The organism is Streptomyces sp. NBC_00440, from assembly GCF_036014215.1.
Taxonomy (GTDB): Bacteria; Actinomycetota; Actinomycetes; order Streptomycetales; family Streptomycetaceae; genus Streptomyces.
Genome location: NZ_CP107921.1, coordinates 4,861,503 through 4,874,438 on the forward strand (window position 1 = coordinate 4,861,503; position 12,936 = coordinate 4,874,438).

The 12,936-nt window shown below is 70.2% G+C and carries 14 protein-coding genes; all 14 read left to right on the forward strand.

The window, feature by feature from the left end; genetic code table 11:
• The first annotated feature begins 109 nt into the window (after nucleotides 1–109).
• The 14 genes from OHB13_RS21925 (at nucleotide 110) to OHB13_RS21990 (ending at nucleotide 12,868) form a co-directional block, all read left to right on the forward strand.
• Nucleotides 110–463, forward strand: coding sequence for an NADH-quinone oxidoreductase subunit A (locus tag OHB13_RS21925; RefSeq protein WP_266854348.1), 354 nt, complete (start codon nucleotides 110–112; stop codon nucleotides 461–463).
• The gene (locus OHB13_RS21930) at nucleotides 454–1,089 is read left to right on the forward strand and encodes an NADH-quinone oxidoreductase subunit B (protein ID WP_328378236.1); all 636 of its coding nucleotides are present in this window, start codon (nucleotides 454–456) and stop codon (nucleotides 1,087–1,089) included. Before OHB13_RS21925 ends, OHB13_RS21930 begins: the two co-directional genes overlap by 10 nt.
• Nucleotides 1,089–2,429 carry an NADH-quinone oxidoreductase subunit C gene (locus tag OHB13_RS21935; protein ID WP_328378237.1) on the forward strand — a complete coding sequence of 447 codons (1,341 nt, stop codon included), beginning with the start codon at nucleotides 1,089–1,091 and terminating at the stop codon, nucleotides 2,427–2,429. Before OHB13_RS21930 ends, OHB13_RS21935 begins: the two co-directional genes overlap by 1 nt.
• Nucleotides 2,426–3,394 (forward strand): complex I subunit 1/NuoH family protein, encoded by a 969-nt coding sequence (locus OHB13_RS21940; RefSeq protein ID WP_266854342.1) that lies wholly within the window; start codon nucleotides 2,426–2,428, stop codon nucleotides 3,392–3,394. The genes OHB13_RS21935 and OHB13_RS21940 overlap by 4 nt, the downstream gene beginning before the upstream one ends.
• Entirely contained in the window at nucleotides 3,394–4,044 is a 651-nt protein-coding gene (locus OHB13_RS21945) for a NuoI/complex I 23 kDa subunit family protein (protein ID WP_328378238.1), read from the forward strand. The genes OHB13_RS21940 and OHB13_RS21945 overlap by 1 nt, the downstream gene beginning before the upstream one ends.
• Nucleotides 4,041–4,703, forward strand: a complete 663-nt coding sequence (locus OHB13_RS21950) for an NADH-quinone oxidoreductase subunit J family protein (RefSeq protein ID WP_328378239.1) — start codon at nucleotides 4,041–4,043, stop codon at nucleotides 4,701–4,703. Before OHB13_RS21945 ends, OHB13_RS21950 begins: the two co-directional genes overlap by 4 nt.
• Nucleotides 4,703–5,161, forward strand: a complete 459-nt coding sequence (gene nuoK, locus OHB13_RS21955; protein ID WP_328378240.1) for an NADH-quinone oxidoreductase subunit NuoK — start codon at nucleotides 4,703–4,705, stop codon at nucleotides 5,159–5,161. The genes OHB13_RS21950 and nuoK overlap by 1 nt, the downstream gene beginning before the upstream one ends.
• On the forward strand, nucleotides 5,158–7,158 hold the full coding sequence (locus OHB13_RS21960) for an NADH-quinone oxidoreductase subunit 5 family protein (RefSeq protein WP_328378241.1): 2,001 nt from the start codon (nucleotides 5,158–5,160) through the stop codon (nucleotides 7,156–7,158). The genes nuoK and OHB13_RS21960 overlap by 4 nt, the downstream gene beginning before the upstream one ends.
• Nucleotides 7,159–7,185: 27 nt before the next feature.
• Entirely contained in the window at nucleotides 7,186–8,922 is a 1,737-nt protein-coding gene (locus OHB13_RS21965; RefSeq protein ID WP_328380363.1) for a complex I subunit 4 family protein, read from the forward strand.
• Nucleotides 8,919–10,433 carry an NADH-quinone oxidoreductase subunit N gene (locus OHB13_RS21970; RefSeq protein ID WP_328378242.1) on the forward strand — a complete coding sequence of 505 codons (1,515 nt, stop codon included), beginning with the start codon at nucleotides 8,919–8,921 and terminating at the stop codon, nucleotides 10,431–10,433. Before OHB13_RS21965 ends, OHB13_RS21970 begins: the two co-directional genes overlap by 4 nt.
• Before the next feature lie 160 nt (nucleotides 10,434–10,593).
• Nucleotides 10,594–11,052 (forward strand): MscL family protein, encoded by a 459-nt coding sequence (locus OHB13_RS21975; protein ID WP_266854331.1) that lies wholly within the window; start codon nucleotides 10,594–10,596, stop codon nucleotides 11,050–11,052.
• Nucleotides 11,053–11,206: 154 nt separating this feature from the next.
• A complete protein-coding gene (gene htpX, locus OHB13_RS21980; protein ID WP_266854330.1) occupies nucleotides 11,207–12,070 on the forward strand; it encodes a zinc metalloprotease HtpX in 864 nt (287 codons plus the stop codon).
• Nucleotides 12,067–12,459 carry a YccF domain-containing protein gene (locus tag OHB13_RS21985; RefSeq protein ID WP_266854328.1) on the forward strand — a complete coding sequence of 131 codons (393 nt, stop codon included), beginning with the start codon at nucleotides 12,067–12,069 and terminating at the stop codon, nucleotides 12,457–12,459. The genes htpX and OHB13_RS21985 overlap by 4 nt, the downstream gene beginning before the upstream one ends.
• Nucleotides 12,460–12,595: 136 nt before the next feature.
• Complete coding sequence (locus OHB13_RS21990) at nucleotides 12,596–12,868, forward strand: GlsB/YeaQ/YmgE family stress response membrane protein (protein WP_266854326.1); 273 nt, start codon at nucleotides 12,596–12,598, stop codon at nucleotides 12,866–12,868.
• The last annotated feature ends 68 nt before the right edge of the window (nucleotides 12,869–12,936 follow it).

Below are 12,936 nucleotides of genomic sequence, written 5' to 3' on the forward strand. Positions count from 1 at the left end.
CGCCGCGAGCCAGACGGGCCACGCAAGTCATGCGAGTCACGTGGGGCACGCAAGGTATGCAGATTACGCGGGCCACGCTGAGAGCTCCGGGTACTCGGACTACTTCCACATGTACTCGGTCGTCGGTGTCATCGCGGTCGTCGGCGTGCTCTTCGTCGCCGTGGCCTTCGGCGCCGGACGGCTGCTGCGGCCCGTGGTGCCGACCCCCGAGAAGCTGCTGACGTACGAGTGCGGCGTCGACCCCGTCGGCGAGGGCTGGGCGCACACCCAGGTCCGCTACTACGTCTACGGCTTCCTCTACGTGATCTTCGCGGTGGACTCGATCTTCCTCTTCCCGTGGGCGACGGTCTTCGCGGCCGACGGATACGGGTCGGCGACGCTGGTGGAGATGTTCATCTTCCTCGGTTTCCTGGCCGTGGGACTGCTCTACGCATGGAAGAAGGGCGTCCTCGAATGGACGTGACGAACCCCGTCGATCTGCCGGACCCGCAGCTGCCCAGCAGCCAGGCGCAGACCGGCCAGCTGCCGGAAGCCGCCGGCCCGCAGCGGCTGGGCGTGCTCTCCCGGCTGGCCCCCGAACCCATGAAGGTGGTCCTCAACTGGGGCCGCCGCTACAGCCTGTGGGTCTTCAACTTCGGCCTCGCCTGCTGCGCCATCGAGTTCATCGCGGCCTCCATGGCCCGGCACGACTTCATCCGGCTCGGCGTGATCCCGTTCGCGCCGGGCCCCCGCCAGGCCGACCTGATGATCGTCTCCGGCACGGTCACGGACAAGATGGCCCCCGCGGTCAAGCGGCTGTACGAGCAGATGCCCGAGCCGAAGTACGTCATCTCCTTCGGCGCCTGCTCCAACTGCGGCGGCCCGTACTGGGACTCGTACTCCGTGACCAAGGGCGTCGACCAGATCATCCCCGTCGACGTGTACGTACCCGGCTGCCCGCCCCGCCCCGAAGCGCTCCTCCAGGGCATCCTGAAGCTCCAGGAGAAGATCGCCAGGGAGTCGCTCGGCGAGCGCTACTCCGCGCCCTCCACCGCCCAGTTGACCAGCGGCCTCATCAGCCCGCCGCCGGTACCGGGGGCGGGACGGTGATGCAGGTGACGCACCCGTACGACCGGCTCCCCGAAGCCGCCACCGAACTCTTCGGCGAGGAAGCCACCGCCGGGCACAGCTACGACCTGCTCACCGTCGACGTACCGGCCGCCTCCTGGCTCGCCGCCCTGGAGACCGCCAGAGACCGGCTCGGGTGCACGTACTTCGACTGGCTGTCCGCCGTCGACGAACCGGACACCGGCTTCCGGGTCTGCGCCCACGTCGTCGCACTCGAAGGCCGTACGGTGCGCCGCCTGCTCGTACGCACCACGGTCCCGCACACCGCACCGGTCCTGCCGTCCGCCGTCGCGGTCTACGCGGGGGCGAGCTGGCACGAACGCGAGACGCACGAGATGTTCGGCGTCACCTTCACCGACCACCCGCACCTGGTGCCGCTCCTGCTGCCCGAGGGCTTCGAAGGCCACCCGCTGCGCAAGGACTTCGTCCTCGCGGCCCGCGTCGTGAAGGCCTGGCCGGGCGCGAAGGAGCCGGGGGAGTCCACGGCCGGGCACGGCGCGGGAGCCGGTGGTGCGAAGCGCCGCCAGATGCTGCCGCCGGGCGTCCCCGACCCCAACGAGTGGGGCCCGCAGAAGGGCCAGCTCCCCCCGGCCCCGGCCCGCCCGGCACGCGCCGCACGCGCGGCGGGCGACCGCCCGGCCCGGCGCGCCCGCAGCGTGAACGAGGGCTCCACAAGCCAGTCACCGGCCACGGCGGGGAACGGGGAGCCCCAGGCCCAGGCCCCAACTGCCCAAGGCCCGGCCGATAGCCCGACTCCCGGTCAGGTCCAGGCCGGGGGAACGGCACCGGCGACTGCGGCGGAGACTCCCGCTTCGTCCCCCGGGACACCTGCTGGGAGGACGCCCGCCGGGCGCACACCGGCGGGTCCTCGGCGGAGCCGGAGCGTGTCCGAGGGGTCCACATCCCAGCGGGCGGCCGAGCCCACGCCCCCGGCGGCCCCACCCGCCCCGGCGGGCAGCGACGACGCGCCCTGGCGCAACGCCCGCCCGGCCTTCGAGCCGCCGCAGGGGCCGGCCACGGGGGAGGAACCCAGCGGGGCCCCGGCGACCGAGGCCTCGGCCGCGGAGGGCGGGTCGACGGAGGACGGGTCGACCACCGAGAAGGCACCTGAGCGCGAGCCCGAGACAGAGCCCGAGCCCGAGACAGAGCGCGAGACAGAGCCCGAGCCCGAGCCCGAACGCGAAACCGGCCCTGAGCCCGCGGCAGAGCCCGAAACCGCGCCCAAGTCCGAAACCGCACCCGGGACCGACCCCAACACCCGTCCCGGCCCCCGTCCCGACACCCCTCGTCCCGATACCCCCGCCGGAGGCGATGCCGCGTGAACGACGTACTCGACGTCGCCATCCGGTTGGTCATCGTCTTTGTCGCCTTCCTCGTCCTCCCGCTGCTCGTGGGGCAGGCCGAGCACAAGGTCATGGCCCATATGCAGGGCCGCCTCGGCCCCATGTACGCGGGCGGATTCCACGGCTGGGCCCAGCTCGTCGCGGACGGGGTGAAGTTCGCGCAGAAGGAGGACATCGTCCCGGCGGATGCCGACCGGCGGATCTTCCAACTCGCCCCCGCCGTCGCCCTGCTCCCGTACCTGCTCGTCCTGCTGGTCATTCCGGTCGGGCCGGGCGAGGGCGCCGTCGGGCAGGTCGTCGACGCGGGGATCTTCTTCGTGCTGGCCGTGATGGGCGTCGGTGTACTCGGCTCGCTCATGGCGGGCTGGGCGTCGGCCAACAAGTTCTCGCTCCTCGGCGGAATCCGTACCGCCGCGCAGCTCCTCGCGTACGAACTGCCGATGCTGCTCGCCGCGGCCTCCGTAGCGATGGCGGCCGGAACGGTCTCCCTGCCCGGCATCCTGGACGCGTTCGCCTGGTGGTGGATCCCGTGGCAGATCGTCGGTGGCCTGGTGTTCTTCACGGCGGGGCTCGCCGAACTCCAGCGCCCGCCCTTCGACATGCCCGTCGCCGACTCGGAGATCATCTTCGGCGCCTACACCGAGTACACGGGGCTGCGCTTCGCGCTCTTCCTGCTCTCCGAGTACGCGGGCATCGTCATCCTCTGCGGTCTCACCGCTGTGCTCTTCCTCGGCGGCTGGCACGGCCCCTGGGGCAGCGACGGACTCGGCTGGGTCTGGATGCTCCTCAAGACGGCCGTCCTGGCCTTCGGAGTGATCTGGCTCCGTGTGACCTATCCGCGGCTCCGTGAGGACCAGCTCCAGAAGCTGGCCTGGACCGTACTCATCCCGCTGGCCCTCGCGCAGATCGCGCTCACCGGCATTGTGAAGGTGGCGATCAGCTGATGCCTCCCGTTCCCGGTTCCGGTCTGGCCAAGGGCCTGGCCGTGACGCTCCGCACCATGACCAAGAAGACGGTCACCGCGCAGTACCCGGACGTCCAGCCCGAACTCCCGCCCCGCTCCCGCGGTGTCATCGGGCTGTTCGAGGAGAACTGCACCGTCTGCATGCTCTGCGCCCGCGAGTGCCCCGACTGGTGCATCTACATCGACTCCCACAAGGAGACGCTCCCGGCGGCCGCGCCGGGCGGACGCGAGCGCAGCCGCAACGTCCTCGACCGCTTCGCGATCGACTTCGCGCTCTGTATGTACTGCGGTATCTGCATCGAGGTGTGCCCCTTCGACGCGCTGTTCTGGTCCCCGGAGTTCGAGTACGCGGAGACCGACATCCACGAACTCACCCACGAGCGCGACAAGCTCCGCGAGTGGATGTGGACCGTGCCGGCGCCCCCCGCGCTCGACCCGGCCGCCGAAGAGCCCAAGGAGATCGCCGCCGCACGCAAGGCGGCGGACAAACTCGAAGCCGCCGAGCAGGCAGCGCAAGCCGCACAGGCCGAGCAGGCAGCGCAGACCGGGCAAGCAGCGCAGACCGGGCAAGCAGCACCGGGCGAGCAGAGCCACCCGCGCAACCAGCAGGAGCAGGAGGGGGAGGCGTGAGTCGCGCAGCAGACGCGGTCGCCTTCGCAGCCGCAGCCCACCCCGGGTTCCTGTCCCCGACGGGCGTCGAGATCGCGTTCCTCCTCGTCGGCATCGCCACCTTCGGCGCGGCGGTCATCACCGTCACGACCCGGCAGCTGGTACATGCCGCACTGTGGCTGATCGTGGCCCTCGGCGGTCTCGCCATCGAATACCTGCTGCTGACGGCCGAGTTCATCGCCTGGGTGCAGGTTCTGATCTACGTCGGCTCCGTCGTCGTTCTCCTCCTCTTCGGACTGATGCTCACCAAGGCCCCCATCGGCCGCTCTCCGGACGCCGATTCGGAGAACCGCTGGGTGGCACTCGCCGTCGCTGTCGCCGCGGCCGCCGCACTCGTCTGGGTGGTCGTCGACGCGTTCCGTACGACCTGGATCAACCTCCACGGACCGGTACAGGGCTCCACCAAGGCATCCGGCGAGAGCCTCTTCCGCAACTGGGTCCTGCCCTTCGAAGCGCTCTCCGTGCTCCTGCTGGCCGCCCTGGTGGGGGCGATCGTCCTGTCCCGGAAGAACAGCGCAGCCGAGAACAGCCAAGCCGAGAACCGCGCAGCCCAGAACAGCGCAGCCGGGACCAGCGCAACCGAGAACGGCGCAGCCCGGAACAACAGGGAGCAGCGCTGATGCATCTCGTCTATCCCGCCGTGCTCGCAGCCCTCCTCTTCTGCACCGGGCTGTACGGAGTCCTCGCCCGCCGCAACGTCATCCTGATCCTGATGTCCGTCGAGCTGATGCTCAACGCCGTCAACCTCAACCTCGTCGCCTTCGACGTATGGCTGCGCGACAAGCTCCACTCCGGGCAGGCGCTCACCCTCTTCACGATCGCCATCGCCGCCGCCGAGATCGGCATCGGCCTCGCGATCGTCCTGGCGGTCCACCGGAACCGGGGTACGACGGACATCGACAAGCTCCGCGACACCGCCGAATCACCGGACCCCGACGACCCGCACGACCCGGAAGACCCGGACGACCCGCACGGTCCGGATGACCCGCACGGCCCCGATGACCCGCACGGACCCCACGACCCGGACGACCCCGACGGACCCGAAGACCGCGAGGAGAAGGCAGAGGCTGCCGCGTGACCACGACGACCCTCGCCGTCCTCGTTCCGCTCCTTCCCTTCCTGGGAGCAGTGGCCGGACTCCTGCTCGGCCGTATCGCGCCCGGATTCGTCCGCCCGCTGGCCATCCTCCCGACGCTCGCCGCAGCCGCACTCGCGATCACCGTGGCCGTCCGGCAGGGCGGCGGCCAGGCCATCGAAGCTGCCACCCGGCTCACCCCGACCGGCTCCGTACCCATTGACCTGTCCCTGTACGTCGACGGCTTCGCCGCTCTCGTCGCCGTCCTGGTCGTGACCGTCGCCGGATGCGTGCAGATCTACTCGACCGCCTATCTGCGCGACGACCCGCGCTACCCCTCGTACGCGGCGATCGTCTCGCTCTTCACCTCCGCGATGCTGCTCGTCGTCTACTCGGGCGACCTGATGGTGCTGCTCGTCGGCTGGGAAGTCATGGGCATCTGCTCGTACTTCCTCGTCGGCCACTACTGGGAGACCGCCGAAGCCCGCTCCGCCTCCCTCAAAGCCTTCCTGGTCACCAAACTCGGTGATGTCCCCTTCCTGATCGGCCTGTTCGCGCTCGCCACCGACGCCGGAACGTTCCGCATCACCGGCATCCTGCGGACCGTCTCCGACGGCGGGCTCCACCACCCCACGCTGATCGCCCTGCTGCTGCTCGCCGGCGTCGCCGGAAAGTCCGCGCAGTTCCCGCTGCACACCTGGCTGCCCGACGCCATGGCGGGCCCCACCCCCGTATCTGCCCTGATCCACGCGGCCACCATGGTCGCCGCCGGTATCTACTTCGTCGCCAGGCTGCTGCCCGTCTTCGCGGCATCCGGGGCCGCCATGACCGTCCTCGCTGCCATGTCCGCGATCACCATGATCGGATCGGCACTCGCCGCCCTCGCCCAGGACGACATCAAACGCGTCCTCGCCTACTCGACCATCGGGCAACTCGGCTACATGTCGGGCGCCCTGGCCGTCGGCGATCGCGGCGCCGCCGTCTTCCACCTCCTCTCGCACGGCGCGTTCAAGGCACTCCTCTTCCTCGGCGCCGGCGTGGTCATCCACGCCGCGGGCACCAACTCCCTGGCCGCCATGAGCCGTATGGACAACCTGCCCAAGCGCATCCCCGACGCCTTCTGGACGATGACCATCGCCCTGCTCGCACTCGCCGCCATCCCGCCCTTCGCCGGATTCTTCTCCAAGGAGTCCGTCCTCAGCGCCGCCGAGAACACCGCGCTCGGCGACAGCGCCATCGCCCCCGCGGGCGCCGGCTGGACCGTGCTGATCGCAGGCCTCGTCACCGCCCTGCTGACCGCTGCCTACGCCACCCGCCTCTGGCTCCTCGCCTTCCGCGGCAAGGGCAGTGAAGCCCCCGACCAGGGCAAGCAGCCCCTCGCCATGAACGGTGTGCTCTGGCTCCTCGCCATCCCCACCATCGGTTTCGGCCTCACCGCCGGCCGCCTCAGCGACTGGTTCGACGGCCACAGCCTCGCCCCGACCCTCACCACTTCCGTCCTCGGGACCGGCGTCGCCCTCGTCGGCGGCCTCGTCACCTACGGCACCTGGCGCCACACCACGGCCATGGCCCAGCAGCCCCCCATCGGCGCCGTCACCGCCCACCCGGACGCAGACCCCGGCACCGTCGAAGCCGAAGCCATCGCCACCCACCGCTCCGTCTACGGCAGCATCGCCTCGGCCCCCGACCCCCTCGACCCCGGCAGGCTGCTTCTCGGCCCGCTCCACCGCCACGCGGCGAACGGCTTCCACCTCGACGCCCTCTACACCGCAGCCTTCGTACGCCCCGTACTCGCCGCAGCCCAACTGGTCCGCTTCCTGGACCGCGAGGTCATCGACACCTACGTACGCGGTGCGAGCGCGGCACCCCGCTGGCTGGGGGCCGCCTTCCGCCGGGCCCAGACCGGCAACCTGCAGACCTACCTCAGCGCCCTGCTCGCCGGATCCGTCGTCCTGGTGATCGCCGCCGTCGCCCTTGCCAACGCCTACGCCGGATCGTGAGCCGTGATCGATATCAGCGCATCCGTGATGCAGTTCCTTCTGGCGTTCATCGTCGCCGCCCCGGTCATCGGCGCCGTCGCCGCACTGCTGCCCGCACCCCCCGGGCTGCGGGGCAGGACACCCCAGCAGGCCGTGCTCCGCCACGGTGTGATCGTCACCGGCACCGTGCTCATCGCCGCGATCGTCCTCGCGCTCGGCTTCGACCGCGACCACCCGTCGAAGATGCAGGCCACCACCGACATCAGCTGGATCCCGGCACTCCACGTCCGGATCCATCTGGGCACAGACGGCATCTCGCTCCCCCTTCTCGTACTGACCGCGCTGCTGACCTTCCTCTGCGCGCTCTACTCCTGCTTCAAGCCCCCCGCGGGCCCGTCCCCCAAGGCGTTCGTCGCTCTCGTCCTCCTCCTCGAATCGGGGACGCTCGCCACCTTCGCCGCCCTCGACCTGGTGCTCTTCTTCCTGGCCTTCGAGATGGTCCTCATCCCGATGTACTTCCTCATCGCCCGCTGGGGCGGCGCCGAACGCACCGCCGCCGCCTGGAAGTTCATCGTCTACACCGTGCTCGGCTCCGTCGTCATGCTGCTCGGCATCCTCCTCATCGGCGTGAAGAGCGGCACACTCGACATGGTGGCACTCGCCACTGACAACGGCCGCGACCTCACCCACACCACCCAGGTCATCGCGGTCCTCGCCATCGCGATCGGCCTCGCCGTGAAGACCCCGATGTGGCCGCTGCACAGCTGGCTCCCCGACGCCCACACCGCGGCGCCCACCGCCGGCTCGGTCCTCCTCGCCGGCGTCATGCTCAAGATGGGCACCTACGGATTCGTCCGCATCGCCCTGCCCATCGCACCCGAAGGCATGCACGCTTTCGCCCCCTACCTCGCGGCCTTCGGCGTCGTCGGCATCATCTACGGATCGCTCGCCTGCCTCTCGCTCGCCCGGCGAGGAAACAAGGGCGACCTCAAGCGCCTCATCGCCTACTCCTCCGTCGGCCACATGGGCTTCGTACTCCTCGGCATCGCGTCGATGACCCCCACCGGCGTCAACGGCGCGCTCTTCGCCAACATCGCCCACGGCCTCATCACCGGGCTGCTCTTCTTCCTCGTCGGCGCGCTCAAGGACCGGTACGGCACCGCCGACCTCGACACGCTCGCCGGCGCCACCGGCGCCGCCCTCTACGGCCGGGCACCCCGGCTCGGCGGCCTCGTCGCCTTCGCCGCCGTCGCCTCGCTCGGCCTGCCGGGACTCGCCGGGTTCTGGGGCGAGATGCTCACCATGTTCGGCGCCTTCGACCCGGCCAGGGGGCTCAGCCGCCCCGCCTTCCTCACCTTCATGTCGCTCGCGGCCCTCGGCACCCTGCTCACGGCCGCGTACCTCCTCCTCGTCGTACGCCGCGTCTGCATGGGCAGCGCCCCGCAGACCACACCCGACGCAGGCGACGCACAGGAATCCCGAGAACCCCGGCAACCCCAGCCCGCCCCCGCCGAGCCACCCGCAGCCGCCGCGGCCCCCGCACCCGGCAGCAGCCGGCATGCCGAGGGCCACGAGGACCGGCACGCCGATGGCCACGGGCCCAAGGGCATCCAGGACGTCCAGGAGATCAAGGGCAGCCAGGAGATCCAGGACGTCCAGGGTTACGAGCTCGCCACCTGGAGCCCGCTCGTCGCCCTCACCGTCCTCGCCGGTCTGTGGCCCGCGGCCCTCCTCGGCCTGACCGACCCGGCCGTGCAGAAGCTCCTCGCAGGAGGCAAGGCATGAGCTCCCTCGTCCAGTCCGTCGACTGGCTCGCGATCGCCCCGCCCGTCATCGTCGCCGCGACCGCGCTGATCATCCTTGTCGCCGACCTCTTCGTCCCCGACCACCGCAAGCCGCTCCTCGGCTGGACCGCGGTCGCCGGACTCGCCGCCGCCGTCCTCATGCTCCTGCCCCTGCGCCACGGCAGCCGCTCCACCTTCTGCCTCACCACCGGCCACGGAGCCTGCAGCTACACCGCGGACCACTTCACCCTCGCCATCCAGCTGCTCGTACTGGGCGGCGCCCTGCTCACCGCACTGCTCTCGATGAGCGAGACCGGCGGCGACCGCCTCCCGGCCGGCGAATTCTGGTTCCTGCTGCTCGCCTCCGCCTCCGGAGCCGCGCTGCTGCCCGCATCGCGGGACCTCGCCACGCTCGTCGTCGCCCTCGAAGTGGCCTCGCTGCCCGCCTTCGCCCTCGTCGGCCTCAAGCGCGGCAACCGCCTCTCCTCCGAGGCGGCCCTCAAGTTCTTCCTGTCCTCGGTCACCGCGACCGCCGTCACGCTGCTCGGCGTCAGCTTCGTCTACGCGGCCACCGGCACCCTGCACCTCACCGGCATCGCCACCGCCCAGGTCGACCCGCAGCTCAACACCCTCGCCGAGGCAGGAGTCGTCCTCACCCTCGTCGGCTTCGCCTTCAAGACGGCCGTCGCGCCCTTCCACTTCTGGGTACCCGACACCTACGTCGGCGCACCCCTGCCCATCGCCGCGTACCTCTCCGTCATCGGGAAGGCCGTCGGCTTCTCCGGGCTCATCCTCGTGACCGTCGTCGCGTTCCCCGGGTACGCCAACATCTGGGGCCCGGCCATCGCCGTGCTGGCCGCCCTCACCATGACCGTCGGCAACGCCGCCGCCCTGCGCCAGCAGGCCACCCGCGCCCACAGCGCCGTCCGGCTCCTCGCCTGGTCCTCCATCGGCCAGGCCGGATACCTCCTCGTACCGATCGCCGCCGCCGGCTACACCTCGGACCGCGAAATCGGCTCCACCGTCGCGTACGCCCTCATGTACGCCGTAGTGAACCTCGGCGCATTCGCCACTGTGGCCCTCGTCGCCCGCTCCCGCCCCGGCAAACGCCTGAGCGACTACCGCGGCCTCTGCGCCACGCGGCCCTTCACCGCCCTGGCCCTCGCCTTCTTCCTGCTCTGCCTGGCCGGACTGCCCCCCGGCATCATCGGCCTCTTCGCCAAGGTCACCGTCTTCCAGAGCGCGGTCGACGCGGGCCTCGGCTGGCTCGCCGTCATCATGGCCGTCAACGTCGTCATCGCCTTGTACTACTACCTCCGCTGGACGGCTGTGCTGTTCCGCACACCCCGGACCGACACGGCCCCGGCCGGGCCCGCGACCGGCGACACCCGCCCCGGCCTGCGCATCCCCGTCCCGCTCACCCTCACCGTCGCACTCGCGGCCGCCGCCGGAGCCGTACTCTCCGTCGACCCCCAGCTGGTCCTGCACTTCGCGTCCGGCAGCCTCTTCTGAGTTTTGCTACGGTCTTCGGCCGGGCGCACACCACGGACGGCGCTCCGGCGCACGCCCCGGGGCAGAGGCAGTACGACGCCGGAGAGCGGCACCGAAGGCGCGCCGGAGCAGCGCGCAGGACTACCGAAGCCACCGAAACCACCGAATCAAGGAGCAACCAGTGCTGAGCGGGTTCAAAGACTTCATCCTCCGCGGGAACGTCATCTCACTGGCCATCGGCCTCGCCGTGGGATCCGCCTTCACGGCAGTCGTCACCGCACTCAGCACCGCCTTCATCACGCCCCTCATCGGCCTCGCCACCAGCTCCGCCATGGGCGACTTCAGCAAGGCCGAGTTCACCGTCGACGGCGCCCACTTCCGCTACGGCCTGCTCATCAACGCCGGAGTCGCCTTCCTCGTGACCGCCGCGGTCCTCTACTTCTGCGTCGTCGTCCCGCTGGCCAAGATCCAGTCCCGCTTCACCGCCGACAAGCCCGTCGACATCAAGGCGGCCCTCCGCGACTGCCCGTACTGCTACACCGAGATCCCGGCCGTCGCCTCCCGCTGCGCCCACTGCACCAGCCAGGTCGAGCCCGTGCCCGAGGCCCTGGCGCTGGTGAAGGTCCCCGCTCAGGGCTGACCCACCCGTACGGCGCACACCACGGGCCGCGCGCACAAGGGAACTAGCCTCCCTCGCCTGGCGTTGACCAGTGAGGGAGGGTCCACTGGACAGTGACCAGTGGACTGAGCCACTGAGCGAAGGTTCCCCTGCCGCACGACTTGGAGGGCGTACCGTGCACCGCCGGCACAACGGGCTGAGGACAGCTGTCCTCCTCGGGGGGCTGTCAGCCCTCCTCATCGTCATCGGCAGCTTCTTCGGCCGTACGGGCCTGATCGTCGCGCTCGTCGTCGCGCTCGGCACCAACGCGTACGCCTACTGGAACAGCGACAAGCTCGCCCTGCGCGCCATGCGGGCCCGGCCCGTCAGCGAATTCGAGGCCCCGGCGCTCTACCGCATCGTCCGCGAGCTCTCCACCGCGGCCCGCCAGCCCATGCCCCGGCTCTACATCTCGCCGACCCAGGCGCCCAACGCCTTCGCCACCGGGCGGAACCCGCGCAACGCCGCCGTCTGCTGCACCGAGGGCATCCTCCAGATCCTGGACGAACGCGAGCTGCGCGGGGTCCTGGGCCACGAACTCAGCCATGTCTACAACCGCGACATCCTGATCTCCTCGGTCGCCGGCGCCCTGGCCTCCGTCGTGATGTTCCTGGTGAACTTCGCCTGGCTCATCCCGGTCGGCCGCTCCGACGACGACGAGGGACCCGGCCTCATCGGTATGCTGTTGATCATGATCCTGGGCCCGCTGGCCGCATCCCTCATCCAACTGGCCGTCAGCCGCTCACGCGAGTACGAGGCCGACGCGTCGGGTGCCCAGCTCACCGGCGACCCGCTCGCCCTCGCAGGCGCGCTGCGCAAGCTGGAGGCCGGTACGAAACAGTTGCCACTGCCCCCCGAGCCCCGGATCGAGACCGCGAGCCACATGATGATCGCGAACCCTTTCCGTCCCGGTCAGGGACTGTCCAAGATGTTCTCCACACACCCGCCCATGGCGGAGCGCATCTCCCGACTCGAACAGATGGCAGGTCCCCGGACATGAAGACCATCCTCAACATCATCTGGCTCGTCCTGTGCGGCTTCTGGATGTTCCTCAGCTACCTTCTCGCGGGCGCGCTGCTCTGCATCACCATCATCGGCATTCCGTTCGGAATCGCCGCGTTCCGTATCGGTGTCTACGCGCTCTGGCCCTTCGGCTACATGGCGGTGGACCGCTCCGACGCCGGATCCCCGTCCTGCGTGGGCAACGTCCTGTGGCTGGTCCTCGCCGGCTGGTGGCTCGCACTCGGCCACATCTTCACCGGCGTCGCCCTGTGCATCACCATCATCGGCATCCCCCTGGGCATCGCGAACTTCAAGCTGATCCCCGTCTCGCTGATGCCGCTGGGCAAGGAGATCGTCCCCACGGACCAGCCCTTCGCCGCCCGCTGAACCGGCCCGGACGGCGACTCCCACCACACCCGCATCACTGATCCCTGCCACCACGCCTCTGCGACCAGCGACGCAACCAAGCAGTGCCGCCTCAACGTCTCTGTTTAAGACACCGAACGTAAGGCAGGCTCTGCTCATGGGAATCATCAGCTGGATCATCCTCGGACTGCTCGCAGGGGCCATCGCCAAGTTCCTGCTCCCCGGCCGTGACCCGGGAGGGCTCGTCGGCACCACCCTCATAGGCATCGTGGGCGCCTTCGTCGGAGGATGGGGCGCCTCGCATTTCTTCAACCACCCGGTGGCGAAGCACTTCTACGACGGCGCGACCTGGATCTCCGCCATCGTGGGCGCGCTTGTCCTGCTGGTTCTCTACCGGCTGCTCTTCGGCAACTCCCGCTCACACCGCTGACCGCGCAATCGCGCTGATCGCACACCCACCCGTATGTCCGGGCGGTGTCGGGCGGCCCGGGCCACCAC

Bases quoted from the DNA above. Each gene is read 5' to 3' on its own strand.
- OHB13_RS21925 (WP_266854348.1), top strand. From the start codon at position 110: ATGTACTCGGTCGTCGGTGTCATCGCGGTCGTCGGCGTGCTCTTCGTC.
- OHB13_RS21990 (WP_266854326.1), top strand. From the start codon at position 12,596: ATGGGAATCATCAGCTGGATCATCCTCGGACTGCTCGCAGGGGCCATC.
- OHB13_RS21970 (WP_328378242.1), top strand. From the start codon at position 8,919: ATGAGCTCCCTCGTCCAGTCCGTCGACTGGCTCGCGATCGCCCCGCCC.
- OHB13_RS21985 (WP_266854328.1), top strand. From the start codon at position 12,067: ATGAAGACCATCCTCAACATCATCTGGCTCGTCCTGTGCGGCTTCTGG.
- OHB13_RS21935 (WP_328378237.1), top strand. From the start codon at position 1,089: ATGCAGGTGACGCACCCGTACGACCGGCTCCCCGAAGCCGCCACCGAA.
- OHB13_RS21945 (WP_328378238.1), top strand. From the start codon at position 3,394: ATGCCTCCCGTTCCCGGTTCCGGTCTGGCCAAGGGCCTGGCCGTGACG.
- nuoK (WP_328378240.1), top strand. From the start codon at position 4,703: ATGCATCTCGTCTATCCCGCCGTGCTCGCAGCCCTCCTCTTCTGCACC.
- OHB13_RS21930 (WP_328378236.1), top strand. From the start codon at position 454: ATGGACGTGACGAACCCCGTCGATCTGCCGGACCCGCAGCTGCCCAGC.
- OHB13_RS21965 (WP_328380363.1), top strand. From the start codon at position 7,186: ATGCAGTTCCTTCTGGCGTTCATCGTCGCCGCCCCGGTCATCGGCGCC.